Annotated in this window: 20 protein-coding genes, 1 tRNA gene and 1 pseudogene; 12 read left to right on the top strand and 10 right to left on the bottom strand. The window is 60.8% G+C overall.

The features are described from left to right. Positions 1–18: 18 nt before the first annotated feature. The 9 genes and pseudogenes from rplQ (at position 19) to ACINK1_RS02965 (ending at position 8,204) form a co-directional block, all read left to right on the top strand. Complete coding sequence (gene rplQ, locus ACINK1_RS02925; protein WP_376802374.1) at positions 19–447, top strand: 50S ribosomal protein L17; 429 nt, start codon at positions 19–21, stop codon at positions 445–447. Between the two features lie 124 nt (positions 448–571). After that, complete coding sequence (locus ACINK1_RS02930) at positions 572–1,978, top strand: Do family serine endopeptidase (protein WP_376802375.1); 1,407 nt, start codon at positions 572–574, stop codon at positions 1,976–1,978. Positions 1,979–1,983: 5 nt separating this feature from the next. After that, positions 1,984–3,291, top strand: coding sequence for a replication-associated recombination protein A (locus ACINK1_RS02935; RefSeq protein ID WP_376802376.1), 1,308 nt, complete (start codon positions 1,984–1,986; stop codon positions 3,289–3,291). Further along, the gene (crcB, locus tag ACINK1_RS02940; protein WP_376802377.1) at positions 3,288–3,671 is read left to right on the top strand and encodes a fluoride efflux transporter CrcB; all 384 of its coding nucleotides are present in this window, start codon (positions 3,288–3,290) and stop codon (positions 3,669–3,671) included. Before ACINK1_RS02935 ends, crcB begins: the two co-directional genes overlap by 4 nt. A 42-nt stretch (positions 3,672–3,713) precedes the next feature. After that, the gene (locus ACINK1_RS02945; protein WP_376802378.1) at positions 3,714–4,748 is read left to right on the top strand and encodes an RluA family pseudouridine synthase; all 1,035 of its coding nucleotides are present in this window, start codon (positions 3,714–3,716) and stop codon (positions 4,746–4,748) included. 6 nt (positions 4,749–4,754) lie between these two features. Then, positions 4,755–5,411, top strand: a complete 657-nt coding sequence (locus ACINK1_RS02950; protein ID WP_376802379.1) for an HAD-IA family hydrolase — start codon at positions 4,755–4,757, stop codon at positions 5,409–5,411. After that, positions 5,401–5,808 (top strand): annotated as a pseudogene (locus ACINK1_RS02955) (ATP12 family protein); the annotation flags it as partial. The gene ACINK1_RS02950 and the pseudogene ACINK1_RS02955, both read left to right, overlap by 11 nt. A gap of 414 nt (positions 5,809–6,222) precedes the next feature. Further along, complete coding sequence (locus ACINK1_RS02960) at positions 6,223–7,758, top strand: acyl-CoA carboxylase subunit beta (RefSeq protein ID WP_376802380.1); 1,536 nt, start codon at positions 6,223–6,225, stop codon at positions 7,756–7,758. 83 nt (positions 7,759–7,841) lie between these two features. After that, positions 7,842–8,204 (top strand): hypothetical protein, encoded by a 363-nt coding sequence (locus tag ACINK1_RS02965; protein ID WP_376802381.1) that lies wholly within the window; start codon positions 7,842–7,844, stop codon positions 8,202–8,204. A 22-nt stretch (positions 8,205–8,226) separates the two neighbouring features. On the opposite strand, the gene ACINK1_RS02970 is transcribed toward ACINK1_RS02965, so the two are convergent. Then, positions 8,227–9,426, bottom strand: coding sequence for an MFS transporter (locus tag ACINK1_RS02970; RefSeq protein WP_376802382.1), 1,200 nt, complete (start codon positions 9,424–9,426; stop codon positions 8,227–8,229). A gap of 161 nt (positions 9,427–9,587) precedes the next feature. Here ACINK1_RS02970 and ACINK1_RS02975 point away from each other — a divergent pair, with 161 nt between their 5' ends. Next, positions 9,588–11,630, top strand: a complete 2,043-nt coding sequence (locus tag ACINK1_RS02975) for an acetyl/propionyl/methylcrotonyl-CoA carboxylase subunit alpha (RefSeq protein WP_376802383.1) — start codon at positions 9,588–9,590, stop codon at positions 11,628–11,630. Positions 11,631–11,675: 45 nt separating this feature from the next. On the opposite strand, the gene ACINK1_RS02980 is transcribed toward ACINK1_RS02975, so the two are convergent. The 7 genes from ACINK1_RS02980 to lipB form a co-directional block, all read right to left on the bottom strand. Continuing rightward, entirely contained in the window at positions 11,676–12,083 is a 408-nt protein-coding gene (locus tag ACINK1_RS02980; protein ID WP_376802384.1) for a nuclear transport factor 2 family protein, read from the bottom strand. Positions 12,084–12,278: 195 nt separating this feature from the next. Next, positions 12,279–12,764, bottom strand: coding sequence for a cupin domain-containing protein (locus ACINK1_RS02985; protein ID WP_376802385.1), 486 nt, complete (start codon positions 12,762–12,764; stop codon positions 12,279–12,281). A gap of 287 nt (positions 12,765–13,051) precedes the next feature. Continuing rightward, entirely contained in the window at positions 13,052–13,483 is a 432-nt protein-coding gene (gene lysM / locus ACINK1_RS02990) for a peptidoglycan-binding protein LysM (RefSeq protein ID WP_376802386.1), read from the bottom strand. Between the two features lie 54 nt (positions 13,484–13,537). Continuing rightward, positions 13,538–14,026 carry a 2-amino-4-hydroxy-6-hydroxymethyldihydropteridine diphosphokinase gene (gene folK, locus ACINK1_RS02995; RefSeq protein WP_376802387.1) on the bottom strand — a complete coding sequence of 163 codons (489 nt, stop codon included), beginning with the start codon at positions 14,024–14,026 and terminating at the stop codon, positions 13,538–13,540. Further along, positions 14,019–14,387: a dihydroneopterin aldolase gene (gene folB, locus ACINK1_RS03000; protein ID WP_376802388.1), complete on the bottom strand. Its 369-nt coding sequence runs from the start codon at positions 14,385–14,387 to the stop codon at positions 14,019–14,021. Before folB ends, folK begins: the two co-directional genes overlap by 8 nt. Further along, positions 14,384–15,208: a dihydropteroate synthase gene (folP, locus tag ACINK1_RS03005; RefSeq protein WP_376802389.1), complete on the bottom strand. Its 825-nt coding sequence runs from the start codon at positions 15,206–15,208 to the stop codon at positions 14,384–14,386. The genes folB and folP overlap by 4 nt, the downstream gene beginning before the upstream one ends. Next, positions 15,205–15,927, bottom strand: coding sequence for a lipoyl(octanoyl) transferase LipB (gene lipB, locus ACINK1_RS03010; protein WP_376802390.1), 723 nt, complete (start codon positions 15,925–15,927; stop codon positions 15,205–15,207). Before lipB ends, folP begins: the two co-directional genes overlap by 4 nt. A gap of 22 nt (positions 15,928–15,949) precedes the next feature. Between lipB and ACINK1_RS03015 the strand changes: the two genes are divergently transcribed. Both ACINK1_RS03015 and ACINK1_RS03020 read left to right on the top strand, forming a co-directional pair. Beyond that, positions 15,950–16,261 carry a FliM/FliN family flagellar motor switch protein gene (locus tag ACINK1_RS03015; RefSeq protein ID WP_376802391.1) on the top strand — a complete coding sequence of 104 codons (312 nt, stop codon included), beginning with the start codon at positions 15,950–15,952 and terminating at the stop codon, positions 16,259–16,261. 47 nt (positions 16,262–16,308) lie between these two features. Continuing rightward, positions 16,309–16,393, top strand: a tRNA-Leu gene (locus ACINK1_RS03020). Positions 16,394–16,463: 70 nt separating this feature from the next. On the opposite strand, the gene ACINK1_RS03025 is transcribed toward ACINK1_RS03020, so the two are convergent. After that, a complete protein-coding gene (locus ACINK1_RS03025; protein WP_376802392.1) occupies positions 16,464–17,285 on the bottom strand; it encodes a polysaccharide deacetylase family protein in 822 nt (273 codons plus the stop codon). Between the two features lie 32 nt (positions 17,286–17,317). Continuing rightward, entirely contained in the window at positions 17,318–18,106 is a 789-nt protein-coding gene (locus ACINK1_RS03030; RefSeq protein WP_376802393.1) for a DUF3108 domain-containing protein, read from the bottom strand. Between the last annotated feature and the right edge of the window lie 83 nt (positions 18,107–18,189).

An 18,189-nucleotide genomic window follows, 5' to 3' on the forward strand; every position in this document is an offset into this window, starting at 1 on the left:
GAACAGGAAGCCTGAACCATGCGTCACGGGAAAGCCCATCGCAAACTCGGTGTAAAAAGCCAGCACCGTCGCGCCATGTTCGCCAATATGGCGGCCGCGCTCATCAAGCATGAGCAGATCATGACCACGCTGCCCAAGGCCAAGGAGTTACGGCCAGTGGTGGAAAAGCTGGTGACGCTCGCCAAGCGGGGCGATCTTCATGCCCGCCGCCAGGCAATGGCGCAGGTGCGTGATGACGCCCAGGTGCGCAAGCTCTTCGGTGTCATCGGCCCGCGCTACAAGGCGCGCGCCGGCGGCTATCTGCGCATCATGAAGGCGGGTTTCCGCTATGGCGATTCAGCGCCGGTTGCGGTCATCGAATTCGTTGATCGCGATGTTGCCGCCAAGGGGCTTGATTCCGGCCCGGTCGTCGCCAAGGAGCCGGTGGCGGAGACGGTCGCGGCGTGAGCGGCAAGCAGCCGGTGGAGATGATGGAGGGCGGCGCAGGCCGCCTTTTTCTTTTGTGGGCGCCGGCAACATTTGATCCTCATGCCCCATTGTTGGCGATAAGATGCGTTTGAGGAGATCGCCCATGTTTCGCATATTCACTGCATTTGCTGTCGGTACGGTTGCGTTGGTGCTGGTTGTGATGCCTGCTGTCGCGCAGCTTCAATCCAGGGACACCCGCACGCCCATCCGCCTGTCCTACGCGCCCATCGTCAAGACGGTGGCGCCGGCGGTCGTCAACGTCTATGGCGCGCGTGTCGAGCAGGTCCGCAATGCCTTTTTCGACGATCCGATTTTCCGCCGTTTCTTTGGCGATCAGGCAGGACAGCCACGCCGCGAGGAGGTGGCGCGCTCTCTGGGGTCTGGCGTTATCGTCGATCGAGCCGGCCTGATCATCACCAATAATCACGTCATCGAGGGGATGACGGAGGTGAAGGTTTCGCTTGCCGATCGTCGCGAGTTCGATGTCGAAATCGTCCTGCGGGACCCGCGGACCGATCTGGCGGTGTTGCGCCTCAAGGATGCGCCAAAAGATCTGGCGAGCATCGAGATCGGTGATTCTGAAAGACTTGAAGTCGGCGATCTGGTGCTGGCGGTGGGCAACCCGTTCGGGGTCGGCCAGACGGTCACGTCCGGCATTGTCTCGGCGCTGGCGCGCACCAGGGTCGGTGTGAGCGATTATCAGTTTTTCGTGCAAACGGATGCTGCCATCAATCCGGGTAATTCAGGCGGTGCGCTGGTTGATATCGACGGCAAGCTCATCGGCATCAACACAGCGATCTATTCGCGCTCCGGCGGCTCGGTCGGCATTGGCTTTGCCATTCCCGTGACGATGGTGAAAATAGTTATCGACAGCGCGCGTGGCGGTCATGCCGTCGTGCGCCGCCCGTGGTTTGGCGCCCGCCTGCAAGTGGTGACGGCGGAGATTGCCGAGGGGCTCGGCCTTGCCAAGCCGGCGGGCGCGATTGTGACCGGCCTCAGCAAGGACGGGCCGGCGATCAAAGCCGGGCTCAAAGTGAGTGACGTCATCCTCGCCATCGACGGCTTTGCCATCGATGATCCTGATAGTTTCGGCTTCCGCTTCGCCACCCGTCCGGTCGGCGGCAAGGCGGTGCTTGATGTGATGCGCAAGAGCGAACGGGTCAAGATCAGCCTGCCACTTGAAGCAGCACCCGAAACCGTGGCGCGCGATATCTACAAGGCTCTTCAGCGCGGGCCGTTTGCCGGCGCGACATTTGCCAATCTGTCGCCGGCGCTGGCAGAAGAGGTGCGCCTTGAACCGGACCAGACCGGGGTTGTCATCAGCGAGGTCGAGCCAGGTTCGGCCGCCGCCGGGGTCGGGCTTCTGGTTGGCGATATCATCCGCTCACTCAACAATCAGGAAATCACCAGCACCAGCCAGTTGCCACAAATCCTGTCGGCCAGGGTGCGCGCCTGGCGCATCACAATCGAGCGTAGCGGGCAGACGCTGACCACGGTGATTGGCGGCTGAGGGACATGGCTGATCTGTTTGCTGCAGCCGGTCTCGACAAAGCGGGGTATCGACCGCTTGCTGACCGGCTGCGGCCGCAACGCCTGTCGGAGGTTGTCGGCCAGACGCATGTCATCGGCCCGGATGGTGCGCTCTCACGGCTCATTGCCGGCAGCGGGCTTGGCTCACTTATCCTGTGGGGGCCGCCAGGCACCGGCAAGACGACGCTCGCCCGCTTGCTCGCCAGCGAGATCGGCTGTGAATTCGAGCAGGTTTCGGCCATTCACACTGGCGTCTCTGATCTGAAGAAGGCCTTCGATGCGGCGCGTGCGCGCCGCCTGCAGGGGCGCAACACGCTGCTTTTTGTTGATGAAATTCATCGCTTCAATCGCGCGCAGCAGGACAGTTTTCTGCCCGTCATGGAAGACGGGACGATCATTCTTGTCGGCGCCACCACCGAAAACCCCTCATTTGAGCTCAACGCCGCATTGCTGTCGCGCGCCCGCGTGCTCGTTTTCCATGCGCTGGACGGGGAGGCGCTGCGGCAATTGCTGAAGCGGGCGGAGGCGTTTGAAGGTAAAGCCCTCCCGCTTGATGATGAGGCGCGTGATCTTCTCATCTCCTTTGCCGATGGCGATGGCCGCTCCTTGTTGACACTTGCCGAGGATGTCTGGCGCGGGGCATCCGCCAACAGCATTGTAACGGCGGATGAGTTGGCGCGCTTTTTCCAGCGCCGGGCGCCACGTTACGACAAATCGCGCGACGCGCATTACGATCTGATCTCGGCCTTGCATAAATCAGTGCGCGGCTCTGATCCTGACGCCGCGCTTTACTGGTTTGCGCGCATGATCGATGCGGGCGAAGACCCGCTCTATCTCGGACGCCGGCTGGTGCGCATGGCAATCGAGGATATCGGCCTGGCCGATCCGCAGGCGCTGGTCCACGCCAATGCCGCCAAGGAGGCGTATGATTATCTCGGATCGCCGGAAGGCGAACTGGCGCTTGCCAATACGGTTGTTTATCTGGCGACCGCGCCGAAATCGAATGCCGCCTATATGGCCTATAAGGCGGCGATGAAAGCGGCCAAGGCGAATGGCTCGCTGGCGCCGCCCAAGATCATTCTCAATGCGCCAACAGCCCTCACGAAGGCCGAAGGCTATGGAACGGGCTATATCTATGATCACGACACGCCCGAGGCGTTTTCGGGTCAGGATTATTTCCCCGATGCCCTGACAACTCGCAGCTATTATGCGCCGCCTGATCGCGGCTTTGAACGTGAGATTGCCAAACGCCTCGGCTATTGGGCCAAGTTGCGCAAGGAAAAGCGTGAATGAGCTATGCGATCATGGTGTTTGTCGGTGGTGGTCTGGGGTCGATGGCGCGCTACGGCGTCAATCTGCTGGCGGCCTCGTGGCTCGGCACCGCGTTTCCTTACGGCACACTTGCCGTCAACGCGCTTGGCGGCCTCGTCATGGGCCTCTTTACCGGCCTCATCACCCCTTATCTTGACCTGAAGGCGGCGCTGGAGCTGAGGGTACTGCTGGTCACCGGGTTTCTGGGTGGCTTCACCACCTTTTCCGCCTTTTCGCTTGACGCGGTCGTGTTGTGGGAAAAAGGCGCCATCGCAGAGGCGCTCTTCTATGTGCTGGCCTCGCTGGTGCTGGCGATTGGCGGGGTGGCGCTGGGGCTGGCGCTGACGCGCGCTCCGGTGTGAGTGCCCTTGCCGGCGCCCGCGCGCCCGTCTACCACACAGACCATGACGGAACCCTCCCAACCAGCGGTCTCACTGCTGACCATCGCGTCGGATGAAGGCGATATGCGGCTTGATCGCTGGTTCAAGGCGCATTTTCCTGCTCTCTCACATGTCCAGCTGCAAAAGCTGCTGCGCACCGGTCAGGTGCGCCTTGACGGCAAGCGCGTCGAGGCGGCAACGCGCGTCACGAGCGGGCAGAAAGTGCGTATTCCCCCTGCTGCTACTGCAGCCGGCCAGATTACGGTCGCCGCCCAGACTGGGCAGGCGCCGCGCGGGCCGGGAAGTGTGAGCGAGGACCGGGCGTTTCTTGCTGCCATCACGCTTTACGAAGATGACGAGGTGTTCGTCATCAACAAGCCGGCTGGTCTGGCGGTGCAGGGCGGATCGGGGCTGACGCAGCACGTCGATCGCATGCTCGCCTCCCTCATCGACAAGAAGGGACGCACGCCGCGTCTTGTCCACCGCATCGACCGCGATACGTCGGGCGTGTTGCTGATCGCCAAGACGCGTGCGGCGGCGGTCAAGCTGACGGGTGCCTTCAAGCAGCGCACGACGCGGAAATTCTACTGGGCGCTGGTGCCTGGTGTGCCGAAGCCGCGTCAGGGGCGCATCTCCACCTATGTCGTCAAGGGCAAGGACGAGCAGGGCGATGACAAGATGCGCGTGGTCAAGCATGGCGATGCTCAATCCCAGCACGCGCTCACCTACTACGCCGTTGTCGAGCAGGCGGCGCAGCGCTTTTCCTGGCTGTCGCTCAAACCCGTCACCGGGCGCACCCACCAGCTGCGCGTGCATCTGGCCCATATCGGCCATCCGATTGTCGGCGACCCGAAATATTTTGCCATCGAGAATTACGAATTGTCACGCAGCCTCGACAAGCGCCTGCATCTTCATGCGCGCCGCCTTGTCATCCCGCATCCAACGCATGGCACGATCGATGTCAGCGCCCCGCTGCCGCCGCACATGGTGCGCAGCTGGCAGCTTCTCGGGCTCGACATGAACGCCTATGACCCGATCGATGACGCACCGGAAGAGTGACATCCGATGCACCTCATCCTCTTCGATGTCGATGGCACGCTGATTGACAGCCAGGCGATCATCCTTGAATCGCAGCGCCGTACGCTTGCCGATCTTGGTCTGGCGCATCCCGGCCGCGAGGCGGGGCTGGCGATTGTCGGCCTGTCGCTACCACAGGCATTTCGCCAGCTTCTTGGTGTCGATGTCGATTTGCAGCCGGTGATTGCCCATTACGGTGAGGTGTTCGGCCAGTTGCGGGCAAGCGGCGAGTGGGATTCGCCGCTCTTTCCCGGTGCCGGCGCGACAATCGATGCCCTTGCAGCGCGCGGCGATGTGGCGCTTGGGCTTGCCACCGGCAAGTCGCAGCGTGGCGTGCGCCATCTGCTCGATCACTATGGCTGGCATGAGCACTTTGTGACGCTTCAGACGGCTGATACAAACCCCTCAAAGCCCCATCCCGGCATGGTGCTGACGGCGATGGCGGAGGCAGGTGCGGCGCCGGGCGAGACCATCGTCATCGGTGATACCAGTTTTGATATGGCCATGGCACGGGCGGCGGGTGCTGGCGCGCTTGGCGTGTCCTGGGGCTATCATCACCCGGAGGCCTTGCGTGCTGCCGGCGCCCAGCATATCGCCGATGCCTTCGAAGATGTCATAGCGTGGATCGATGGCCATGTCGGATGAACAAAAGAGTGCCACCCGCCCGCGAACGCCGCTGACGCGGGCGCCGCGCCCGAAGCGCTTCTACAAGGGCGTGACCATCGTTGCGGTTGAGGCGGGCCATGCCATTCATCTTGACGGCAAGCCGGCAAAAACGCCGGGCGGCGCGCTCCTGATGCTGCAAAAGGAGCGATTGGCGCTTCGGGTCGCGGCTGAATGGGAGGCGCAGGGCGGCGAGATCGACGCCACCAGCATGCCCGTCACCCGCCTCGTCAATGTGGCGATTGACGCGATTGATGGCCATGCGGTGGCGGTGCGGGCCGACATCGTCAAATATGCGGGCAGTGACCTTGTCTGCTACCGGGCCGAAGAACCTGCCCGCCTCGTTGCCCGGCAGGCGCAGATGTGGGATCCGGTGCTGGCATTCGCCGAGGCGCATCTTGCTGCGCGCTTCAGCATCCAGAATGGCATCGTCTTCAAGGCACAATCCGATGCGACGATTGCAGCGATCCGCGATGCAGTCGGGGGCGTCAAGGGGCTTGAACTCGCTGCCCTTCATTCGCTGACAACGCTGTGCGGATCAGCCCTCATCGCGCTTGGCGTTGCGCGCGGCGTGCTCTCGGCGGCACAGGCCGTCGAGGCCGCTCACGTCGATGAGGACTGGAACCGCGAATTATGGGGGGCTGATGAGGAGGCGCTGGCAGTGCGTGCCCATCGTGCCCGCGATATCCTTGCGGCGGGCGATATCTTCCTGCCTTGACCGCCGGCCTAGAGCCATGGATGTTTGATAATCATCCCTGCGCCTGACGCAGGTGACGTAAAGGCGAGGGCAGTGATGCGCGACATTCTGGAAAAACTCGATCAGCGCCGTGACAAAGCGCGGCTTGGCGGTGGCCTCAAACGCATCGATGCTCAGCACGGGCGGGGCAAGCTGACGGCGCGCGAGCGCATTGAGCTTCTGCTCGATGAAGGCTCGTTTGAAGAATTCGACATGTTCGTCGAGCATCGCTGCGTCGACTTCGGTATGGACAAGGTGGAAAAGATCCCTGGCGATGGCGTCGTCACTGGCTGGGGAACGGTCAACGGGCGGACAATTTTTGTCTTTTCCAAGGATTTCACGGTGTTTGGCGGTTCGCTGTCGGAGACACACGCGGCGAAGATCACCAAGGTGCAGGATATGGCGCTCAAAGCGCGCGCACCGATCATCGGCCTCTTTGACGCCGGCGGCGCCCGTATTCAGGAGGGCGTGGCGGCGCTGGGCGGCTATGGTGAAGTGTTCCGCCGCAATGTCGTGTCATCGGGCGTCATTCCACAGATTTCGCTCATCATGGGCCCCTGCGCCGGGGGAGATGTGTATTCGCCGGCGATGACCGATTTCATCTTCATGGTCCGCGATACGAGCTACATGTTTGTCACCGGACCGGATGTGGTGAAGACCGTCACCAATGAAAGCGTGAGTGCCGAGGAACTGGGCGGGGCCAAGGTGCATGCCTCGAAGTCGAGCGTCGCCGACGGCACCTATGAAAACGACCTCGAAGCGCTGCTGCAATTGCGCCGGCTGATTGATTTTCTTCCAGCCAACGCCGAGGAAGGCGTACCGGAATGGCCGAGCTTCGATGACGCGAACCGCGAGGATGCGTCACTCGATACGCTGATCCCCGACAGTCCCAACAAGCCCTATGACGTGAAAGAGCTCATCACCAAGGTTGCGGATGAGGGTGATTTCTTCGAGATCGGCGAGACATTCGCGCGCAATATTGTTGTCGGTTTCATGCGTATCGAAGGGCGCACGGTTGGCGTTGTTGCCAACCAGCCGATGGTGCTGGCGGGCGTGCTTGACTCGGATGCAAGCCGCAAAGCCGCCCGTTTCGTGCGCTTTTGCAACGCCTTCCTCATTCCCATCGTCACCTTCGTCGATGTGCCGGGCTTCCTGCCCGGCACTGCACAGGAACATGGCGGCATCATCAAGCATGGCGCCAAGCTCCTCTTCGCCTTCAGCCAGGCAACGGTGCCTTTGATCACCATCATCACCCGCAAGGCTTATGGCGGGGCCTATGACGTGATGGCGTCGAAACATATCGGTGCTGACGTCAATTACGCCTGGCCATCGGCCCAGATCGCGGTCATGGGTGCGAAGGGGGCGGTCGAGATCATCTTCCGCGCCGATATCGGTGACAAGGACAAGATCGCGGCGCGAACGAAGGAATATGAGGATCGCTTCCTGTCGCCTTTCGTGGCGGCCGAGCGCGGCTATATCGATGAAGTGATCGCGCCGCACGGCACCAGGCGGCGGGTGGCACGCGCGCTCGCCATGCTGCGCCACAAGCATGTCGAGCTACCGGTGCGCCGCCATGACAACATGCCGCTGTGAAACGGTTCAGGGCTCGATCGCTCGATTCTGTGGGGTGTAGTCGGTATTCCCGTTCCGCTTGAACATATTGAAAAGGAATGTCTGTGAAAAAATTTTCTCTTCTTGGACTCTTTATGCTGGCCGCGCAGATCAATGCTCAGGCGCAGAACCGTCAGGATTTCGTGCTGATCAACAAGACCGGCTATGAAATCAGTGAGGTCTATATCTCGACCATCAAGACCAATGATTGGGAAGAAAACGTCATCGGCGATGAGTCGCTTGAGGATGATGAGGCGCGGACCATCCGCTTTGCCAATGCAGGCAAGGCCTGCATATGGGATCTGAAGGTGGTCTACGAAGACGATGATTCGACGGCCGTGTGGAACGGTATCGATCTTTGCAAAACCTCCCGCGTGACGCTGTTTTACAATCGAAATTCCGGCAGGACGTCTGCGACCTTCGATTGATCACGCCACGGGCGAACAATCGTCAGGGCGCGGCCCGGCGTCCTCCGGCTTCCTCGGCAATCGTCTTGTCAACCTCGACACGCGCTGTCGGTGCCTGGCGGCGCAGCATGCGCCAGGCGACGTAGGCGACGATTGCCGAGTGAATGGTGGCGCAGTAGACAAACAGCATGATGTCGCCAAAGCGCGCCATCAGGATCGACGCGGTCAAAGGACCGGTGATCGCGCCGGTGCAATAGAGAAACAGCAAGGTGGAGGCAACCGTCAACGTGCCTTCCTTGCCGATGCGGTCATTGGTATGGGCCGCGACGAGGGGGTAAAGGACCGGCAGGCCGAGCCCCAGAAGAAAGCCCAACGGGTAGAGAAGCGCGACTTTAGCCCCGGACAGGATCAATCCGATTTCAAACAAAGCAGCACTTGCGGCGGTGGCGATGATGACGAGCCGTCTGTCCATGCGGTCAGACAGCCTGGCGATGGGGTAGGGGCCAACCGCACTGCCGATGATCATGGCCGTCATGAAATTGGAAACGACGGCGGTGCCGAGCCCAAGACGCTCGATGTAGAGGGCAGCAAGCGACCAGAAGGTGCCGTTGACAAAGCCCACCAAGGTCATCGCCACCGCACCCACGGGGGAAGCCATGTAGAGGCTTTTGATATCCAGCCTGCCGCGCTTGGGCGCGCTTGGTGGTTCAGCGGCGGTGAAGGACATCGGCAGCAGGGAGACCATGAACAGGCCGGCAACCGCTGAGAACAGGGTAAAGGAGCGCGGCTCGTCGGCACGCAGAAGCTGCTGGCCAAGCGCGCTGCCTGAAAAATTCACGACATTGGACATGGCGAGCATGCGACCGCGATTGGCATTGGTCGCCTTGGCATTGATCCAGCCATCGCTGACCGAGAAAAGGCCGGCAAAGCAAAAGCCGATCAAGGCGCGGCAGACAACCCAGGCGGCCGGCCATGGCGCGATGGGAAAGGCCAGCGTGGCGACCGCCGCCACGGCAGCATAGGCGGCAAAAGCGCGGATATAGCCGGCTCGCCCGACAATGGCAGGCGCCATCCATGTACCCACCAACATGCCAAGGAAATAGCTGGAGCCGATGAGGCCTATCGTCTCGGCCGAATAACCGGCGCTGGCGGCGCTGATGGGCAACAGCGTGCCCAGCAGGCCATTTCCGGCCATCAGCAGGAAGACGGCGATCAAAACGGAGGCAAGCAGCCGGATGTTCATGTTCAGGATTCCTCCCGCACAGCTTAGGCGCAGGGGCGGACGGTACAAGCCGGTATCATCGAAAAAACGACTTGGTGCTGCTTTAGACGGGCTTGCGGCGGGCAACATTTCCTTTCAGTGTGCTCGGTCGTTGGGGTGTCTGGGCAGTTGCCGGGGGTTTGATGTTCAAGAAGATTTTGATCGCCAATCGCGGCGAGATTGCCTGCCGCATTATCAAGACCGCGCAGCGCCTTGGCATCAAAACGGTTGCCGTTTATTCAGACGCTGACCGCGAGGCGCGCCATGTCGAGATGGCGGATGAGGCTATCCATATCGGTCCGCCGCAGGCAGCCCAATCCTATCTGATGATCGACAAGATCATCGACGCCTGCCGGCGTTCAGGCGCCGAGGCCGTCCATCCGGGTTATGGGTTTCTGTCCGAGCGGGAAGCCTTCGCGCTGGCACTCCAGGCCGCCAACATCACGTTTATCGGGCCCAATCCGCATGCGATTGCAGCGATGGGCGACAAGATCGAATCGAAAAAGGCGGCTGCCAAGGCCGGCGTGTCGACGGTTCCGGGCCATCTGGGGGTGATTGCCGACAGCGAACAAGCGGTCAGGATTTCCGATGAGATCGGCTATCCGGTGATGATCAAGGCATCGGCGGGCGGTGGTGGAAAAGGCATGCGGATTGCCTACGACGCGAAAGAGGTGCGCGAGGGCTTCCAGCTGGCATCGTCGGAAGCGAAATCATCGTTTGGCGATGACCGGGTGTTCGTCGAGAAATTCATTGTCGATCCTCGCCACATCGAAATTCAGGTGATCGGCGACAAGCACGGCAATGTTATCCATCTGGGCGAGCGCGAATGTTCGATCCAGCGACGCAACCAGAAGGTGATCGAGGAAGCGCCATCCCCGCTGCTTGATCCGCAGACCCGCGAGAGCATGGGGGCGCAGGCGGTAGCGCTCGCAAAGGCGGTGAATTACGATTCAGCCGGCACGGTCGAGTTCGTCGCCGGTCAGGATAAGTCGTTCTATTTTCTGGAGATGAACACGCGCCTGCAGGTCGAGCATCCGGTCACTGAACTCGTCACCGGGCTTGATCTGGTCGAATTGATGATCCGGGTGGCGGCGGGTGAGCCTCTGGCGAAGGAGCTGCTGCCGAAAAAAGGCTCAAAAGCCACAACCGGCGTGACGCTGAAGGGCTGGGCGGTTGAATCGCGCATCTATGCCGAAGATCCTTATCGCAATTTCCTGCCCTCCATCGGCCGGCTCACGCGCTATCAGCCGCCGCGCGAAGGGGTGAGCGATGGCATCACGGTGCGCAATGATACAGGCGTGCGCGAGGGCGACGAGATATCGATCTATTATGACCCGATGATCGCCAAGCTCGTCACCCATGCCGACAACCGCAAAGAGGCGATCGCGGCGCAGGGCCGGGCGCTCGATGCGTTTGCCATCGCCGGCATCCAGCATAACATTCCCTTCCTGTCCGCCCTCATGCAGCATGAGCGCTTCATCGACGGGCGGCTGTCGACCGGTTTCATCAAGGAAGAATTTCCAGCGGGCTTCGCGCCGCGCGCGCCCGGCGGCGATGAGCGCGACCGGCTGGCTGCGGTCGCCGCCATGATCGATGGCATGTCCAATGACCGGCGCAAGCGCATTTCCGGACAGATGCGCGGGCGCGGCTACGCTTTTCCGCCGCGCCGTGTGGTGCTGGTTGACGGCGTCGCGGTCGACCTGACGGTGGCGAGCCTCGGGCGCGATGTGGCCATTGATTTTTGCGATGAGGCGGGCGCCGTGCGCCACAGTATCCAGGTGCGCAGCGCCTGGGTGCCGGGGCAGGCGGTGTGGCAGGGCGCCATCGACGGGCAATTGCTCGCCGTCCAGGTGCGCCCGCTGCTCAACGGCACGCATCTGTCGCATGCGGGACTGGCGGTGACGGCCTATGTCTACACGCAGCGCGAGGCCGAGCTTGCCGCCCTCATGCCCGTCAAGACGGGAGCTGACCAGTCAAAGACGCTGCTCTGCCCGATGCCGGGGCTGATCAAATCGCTGCCCGTCCATGAAGGGCAGGAGGTCAAGGCCGGCGAGGTGCTGGCTGTGGTTGAAGCCATGAAGATGGAAAACCAGTTGCGCGCCGAACGTGATGTCACGGTGAAAAAACTGCTCGCCAAGGCCGGCGATACGCTGGCGGTGGATGCGGTGATCATGGAGTTTGCGTAGGCTTTTCTGCGGTTTAGTGCAGGGGCAACGCGCGGCAGGCGGACGTCAAGGCGTATCCAATGTTGTAAACAACGCCGCGATTTTCCACCCGCTGGCGATGCGTTTGAACACGATGCTGACGAGAAACCGGGTGATGCTTGGGCTCGCTTTGGTGCCAAGGGTCAGATCAAGCGGCATATGCAGATAGGCAACGTCGGGACTTAGCGAGACGATACGGGCCTCGCTCAGCAGCGGATTGGCATGCCAGACCTCAAGTTGTTGAAAGCGTGACATGCGCTCAAGAACGGCCTCGCGGGTCCAGATGGATTTCCCGTCACTGACCCAGAGAAAATCCGGCGTATCGAGGAATTCCGCCTTTACGCGCGTCAGGTCACGATCATTCTGCGCGCTGACAAAGCGCTGATAGGCGGCAAGGATATCCTGCGAGTCTGTCGCCTGTGCCGGTCGGATCAAGGCGCATGCAAAAGCGATGCAAGCGAGGGTCGCGGCGAGCGATATGAAAAGCTGGCGCATCGGGGCGTCTGGGGTACTCGGCGGGTTGTCGCTGGCGGTTCCCGGCCGGGGGTCAATTCATGATCCGGCCGGGTTGAAGGGTGCGCTGACCCGGCGCAGTTTGCGCCAGGCTGCCGCCATAAGCTGCAGGACGACTTATTGCGGATCGGGGGTGTCGCGTTGTTCCGGCGGGATGACATCGGACGAGGTCAGCACAACCTCCTCGGTCGTGGAATTATTGATCCACCAATGTCCGTGGAAATTTCCGAATTCTGGCGTAAATTCCCCCGCTTTATGAAGAACCGGCACATTGCAAAAGGTGCTGTGCTCGACGATCTCGCCCTTGATGATGTAGACGATCGAAGGGCGATCATTATGATAATGGGTCGGAACAAGTCCTCCCGGACCAATGGTCAGGCGCCGGGTGCGCAAGATCAGATCACCGACGCCGCGCCACCCCTTCAAGCTGACTTCACTGAGCGTTTCGCGCTTCAGCAGGTGGGCAGGCTTGTCTTCAATCGTTCGTGGGCCGGCGATCACTCTTTGTCCTGCAGGACACTCGCCGGCAAAGGCCGTCACGGGGGCTGAAATGACGAACGCACACGCAGCGATCAATGCATAAGCTTTTGATATTTTGAACATTATTGTCCCTCCTCGCTTATAACGGGAGTTGACCCTAGGCTGGTCTGCGAGGGGCGTAAATGAATACAATTACGGATAGCAAAATGAATATTCAATTATATCAATGCGATATCAAAAAGCTATTTTTATCATTATGGCATATTCGTTGTTTGGAGAACGACCGCATGCCCTCTCATGGCCGATCATTGTGAGCTGGAGACGTCCGAAAACAATAGTCTGTTCTCCGCTGGCGCAAAGAAAAGCCCGCACAAATGGCTTTGTGCGGGCATTTATAGCAATTAACGGCGTTACTTCGGCAGGCGCAGCACCCAGCCGGGCTGGATGAGGTCAGGGTTTTTCACCGGCGGCGAATTCGCCTTGACGATGTCGGTATATTTGGCGCCATGGCCCTTGCCGTAATGCATTTCGGCGATCTTCCACAGAGTATCGCCCTTTTTCACCGTATACATCACTGATTCCGGTGCCGTGAGTTCAACCGCCAGATTGGTCTCGACCGATTCGATGCCGGCCGTATTGCCCAGCGCCAGAATGATGCGCTCGGCCTCTTCCTGTGTCTTCACCGGGCCGGAAACGATGGCCTTGCCACCTTCGACCTTGACGTCGAGATTGCCGGCGGCGGCAAGCCCGCTGTCGACGGCGCCTTTTTTCAGTTCTTCGGCTGATGCCGTACCGATGCCGAGCTTATGGCCGATTTCCTTGACGAAACTAAACAAACCCATGATTTTCTCCCGCTGAAATCCCGCTTGCGCGGCGTGTCAAGGGTTACCACGGCGTTATGGGCTTGTGCCAGTGTCAATCTGGACGATGCCTGATTGATCGAGACGGGCGAGGGCATCAACAATCGCCGTGCCGGCAATTGTCAGCCGGGGCGCAATATCCATCAGCGGCACCAGCACGAAAGCACGGTGGAGAATGCCGGGATGGGGCAGGGTGAGCCGGTCATCAGCTATCACCCTGTCGCCATAAGCGAGCAGGTCGATATCGATACGGCGCGGTCCCCAGCGCTCGGCTCGTTCACGTCCCATCTGGCGCTCGATATCGAGGCACAGATCGAGGAGGGCATGCGGCTCCAGTGTTGTCCCGACGCTGAGGCACTGATTGATGAAGGCAGGCTGCGCGACAGGACCAAAAGGTGGCGTGCGGTAAAGGCCGGAGGCGTTCGTTATCGCTACCTGCGATTGCGAGAGCCGGTTGCGGGCGTCAGCAAGTGCCGCGAACGGGTCGCCTAGATTGGCGCCAAGCGCCAGATAGGCCTCAGCCATGGCGCGAGCGCGTCAAACGGACCGCAGCATAATCGATGGCGCCATCAATGGGAGCGCCGGGCTTGCGGATCTCGATGCGGGCTTCCATGATTCGTGGATATTCGGCGATAACGGTGGACAGAATCGCGTCGGCCAGCGCCTCGATGAGGTAATAGCGCCGCGTGCGGACAATAGCTTCAACCGTGGTGTGCAGCGCGTCATAGCCGACCGACAATGTGACGTCGTCGCGCTCGGCATTGGCGTCGATATTGGCGTCGACCTCAAGATCAACCTCGAAACGCTGCCCCAGCCGCGCTTCTTCGGCATGAACGCCATGGCGGGCGAAGAAAACGGCGTTCTTGATAAGGATGGTGGCTTTCATCGCTGGCGGAATGCTCCAATAGCGGTCTCGACGGCAAGACCATCGCGCGTCTCTGCCACATCGTGAACGCGAAGGATATCGGCGCCGAGGCGCGCGGCCAGAAGATTGGCAGCAAGCGTGGCGGCGCCACGTTCGCCCACCGGACGATCAACGATGCGGCCGATAAAGGATTTGCGTGACAGGCCGATGAGCAGAGGAAAGCCCAGTGATTGCAGCCGGCTCATTTCAGCAATCAGGAGCAGATTCTGGTTGTGCGTTTTGCCAAAGCCGAGGCCCGGATCAAGCGCGATCTTTTCAGGACGGATTCCGGCCGAAAGTGCCAGTTCAATGGAGCGGGCGAGAAAGGCGCGCACATCCTCGATGATATCGATATCCTCGGCCAATTCCTCACGGTTATGCATGATGACCAGACCGGCGCCATGCTCGGCGATGACGGGTGCCATGGCTTCATCGTGACGCAACCCCCAGACGTCGTTGACGATGCGCGCGCCTGCCTGGAGAGCTGCCTCGGCCACACCTGCTTTCATGGTGTCGACGGAGAGTGGAACAGTCAGGTCCGCTAACGCCTCGATGACCGGGAGAATGCGTGCCTTCTCGACATTCGCATCCACGGGGCGATGGCCGGGTCTCGTCGATTCCCCGCCAATATCGATGATGGAGGCGCCGTCAGCTGCCAATTTCCTTCCCTGGGAGATAGCGGTGTCAATGGTGGAAAAGCGTCCGCCATCGGAAAAGGAATCGGGCGTCACATTGACAATTCCCATCAGAAGGGGCGGCGCGCCGGAAGGACGGCGCAGGCGGAGCGGCGAGGCGGCCATCATACTGGTCTCTCATGTGCATGCAGTTTGGTTGGGCCGAACAGGGCCTCGAAGCTCTGGCGAAGCGCGATATCGACATCGGCGAGGCTCGTGGTCAACCCGAGATCAGAGAGGCTGGTCACTCCCTGATCGCTGATGCCGCAGGGAATGATACTGGTGAAATGGTCCAGATCAGGATCGACATTGAGTGATACGCCGTGAAAACTCACCCAATGACGAATTCTGATGCCGATGGCGGCGATCTTGTCCTCGCGACCTGTCCCGCGCTCAGGCCGTTCGACCCAGATGCCGACGCGGCCCTGGTGGCGGGTTCCGCGCACATGAAACGACCATAGCGTGCGGATCAGCCATTCCTCCAGAGCGGTAACAAAGGCGCGGACATCGCCGCCGCGCCGGCGCAAATCGAGCATCACATAGGCCACCCGCTGACCGGGCCCGTGATAGGTGTATTGGCCGCCGCGCCCGCTGGCATGCACGGGGAAGCGTTGCTGGTCGAGAAGATCATCAGGCTTTGCCGACGTGCCGGCGGTATAAAGCGGGGGGTGTTCGACGAGCCAGACGCATTCGGGCTGTTGTCTGGCAGCGATCGCCGCAACGCGGGCCTCCATGAAAGCGACCGCGTCTTCATAGGCGATGGGCCGGTCGGCGATGAGCCAGTCGATCATCGTTGCTGGATCACAGAGCACGGAAAACGGTCTGTTGAGGGTGGCGCTGTCAACCATTCGTTAATCCTAAACACCCAGTGTGAACGAGGCCAGCTTTTTGCCCTCTTTGCAACGGAACCGCCGCTTCATGTCAGACCAGTCGATCCATGACACATTGCAACCCGTCCGCGTTGAGGTGGAAGTCGTGCTCGGGCACACGTATATGCCGGTGCACCAGCTGCTGCGCATGGGTCGCGGCGCAGTGATCGAACTGGAAGCGAAGGAAGATTCGGACGTGCTGGTCAACGCCAACGGCATGCCGATCGCGCGCGCCGCTGTCCAGGTCGAGGGCGGCAAGATTTCTGTCGCGCTGACCCGCATGTTGCGCAACATCAAGGGCATGGAAGCTTAGGGCTTGTTTCAAGAAAGGTGAGGTGCTATCGCACTGCCTCCTTTTGGGCGGTCATGGCGGAATTGGTAGACGCACTACCTTGAGGTGGTAGCGGGGCGACCCGTGGAGGTTCGAGTCCTCTTGACCGCACCAATCGGAAAAATGGCGAGCGATGTTGGCAAGTGGCGGCCACGCTCGGCCCTGCGTGTCGTCATATGAAAGCTCAGTCTGCGGTCGGACGCAGAGCCGTTTTCGCTTTCGCCTCGACCATATGAACGACATGCCAGCCGTGCACTTTGAGGGTGCGCAACAGGCGGGGCAGCGCCTTCACCGTCACGGGCTGAATATCGTGCAGCAGCAACATTCCAGCGCCCACCTGCTCAAGCCTGGTCATCGTGATGTTGATCAGTTCATCAGGGTCGCGGATGTCCCAGTCCCTGGCGTGGGCATCGATGCCAAAGACGCCAATCGACAATTCGTTCAGCCAGCGGTCAACATCAGGCGGATTCCATAGGCCGGGGTAGCGAAAAAAACCCGGGGCGAACCGGTGCTGCTGATCACCGAGGGCGTTTCGAACGGCTTTTTCCCCGGCCGCGATATCGGCGATCGCGCGTGCCGGAAGGATCATGGTCATCGGGGCCGGGTGCGTCATCGAATGATGGCCGATCGTGTGCCCGGCAAGGGCTACCTGGCGGGCGGTCGCCGGGTCAGCGGCGGCGTTGCGGCCGATCATGAAGAAGGTCGCCTTGGTGCATTCAGCAGCAAGGCTTGCCAAAACGCTGCGGGTGAGCGCGCCGCGCGGTCCATCGTCAAACGTCAGCACCACCTCGCGCGGCGCCAGCGGCACGGTGCCGGGGTATTGGAAGCGGCCAAAATGCACGCCGCCAGCGGTGTTGATTTCAAGCGTTCGTGCAACCCCCAGCGCCTCCGGATTGGTGCAGGTCTTGTCGGTGATGGGGGCCGCGCCACCCACACAAAGAACGGCGCCGGCGAGGGCTGCCCAGCGCCGAAGCAGCGGTGTTACCTGGTTAAACTGGTGGATCAAGAGATATCCATTACGCTTTGAGATTGAATGCTTTATGCTGGTGGCTTCTCGCTTCTTTCAATAACCACCGTGCCAAAGCGCGTGGGAATTTCGATGCGGCGGGGCATGCGCACCGGTCCGGTCAGCTCGACATCGAAATCAATCAGGATGGGTGAAGCTGATTCTGTCAAAGCCTTGATCGTCTGGTTGTTCGGCTTATGGCCGGCGATCGGCACGAAACGGGCGGCGCAGCTGATGACGGGAGGGCTCGTCTTCGATTTGGCAAGCACGCGCGCCGCCTTCGCCGAAGCCTGTCTTGGTGACAAAACGATATCAAAGCGACTGAGGCCGGTGAAGACGGGCACGCTGGTGGCGCAGGCGTTGTTGATATCCTGACCGGCTTTGAGACTTGCCATCACGAAGGCACTCATCGGGTCGAAAACATTCTGGCTGTGCTCCGGCTTCAATGGCACGCGACCATCGCCCCAGTTCGGTTCGAGGGGCGGTTCGATGACGATCTTGCGCGCGGATGTTCCGTCATACTCGATTTTCGTGCTGTATTCCGGATCGCTGCCCGACACCATTGAATAGGATTGCGGGACCAGTCGTTCGCCCTGACGCTTGCCGCTGACGCGCCCGGTGACGGTGCCGGAATAGATGACGAGGCTGTAGTCACTGTCGAGCGACATGCGGAACGAATTGCCATCAATACTGCCCGTGACTTTCGATGTGGCGATGCGGATACCGGCATAACGCATGTCGAAAAAGGCGGTGCCAACGTCCTGGGCAGCCAGCGGGCCGCCACAGACGAGGCATATGGCCAGAAACAGGTAGCGCATCATCGACGGGTCATTTCTCGCAAACGAAACATCACATTGGTGAGCTGGCGTGGCGCTAATGTGGCAATCGTTGTCGGGCGATCGGG

Source organism: Raskinella chloraquaticus (SeqCode), from assembly GCF_021731865.1.
GTDB classification, from domain to species: domain Bacteria; phylum Pseudomonadota; class Alphaproteobacteria; order Rhizobiales; family UBA4765; genus Raskinella; species Raskinella chloraquaticus.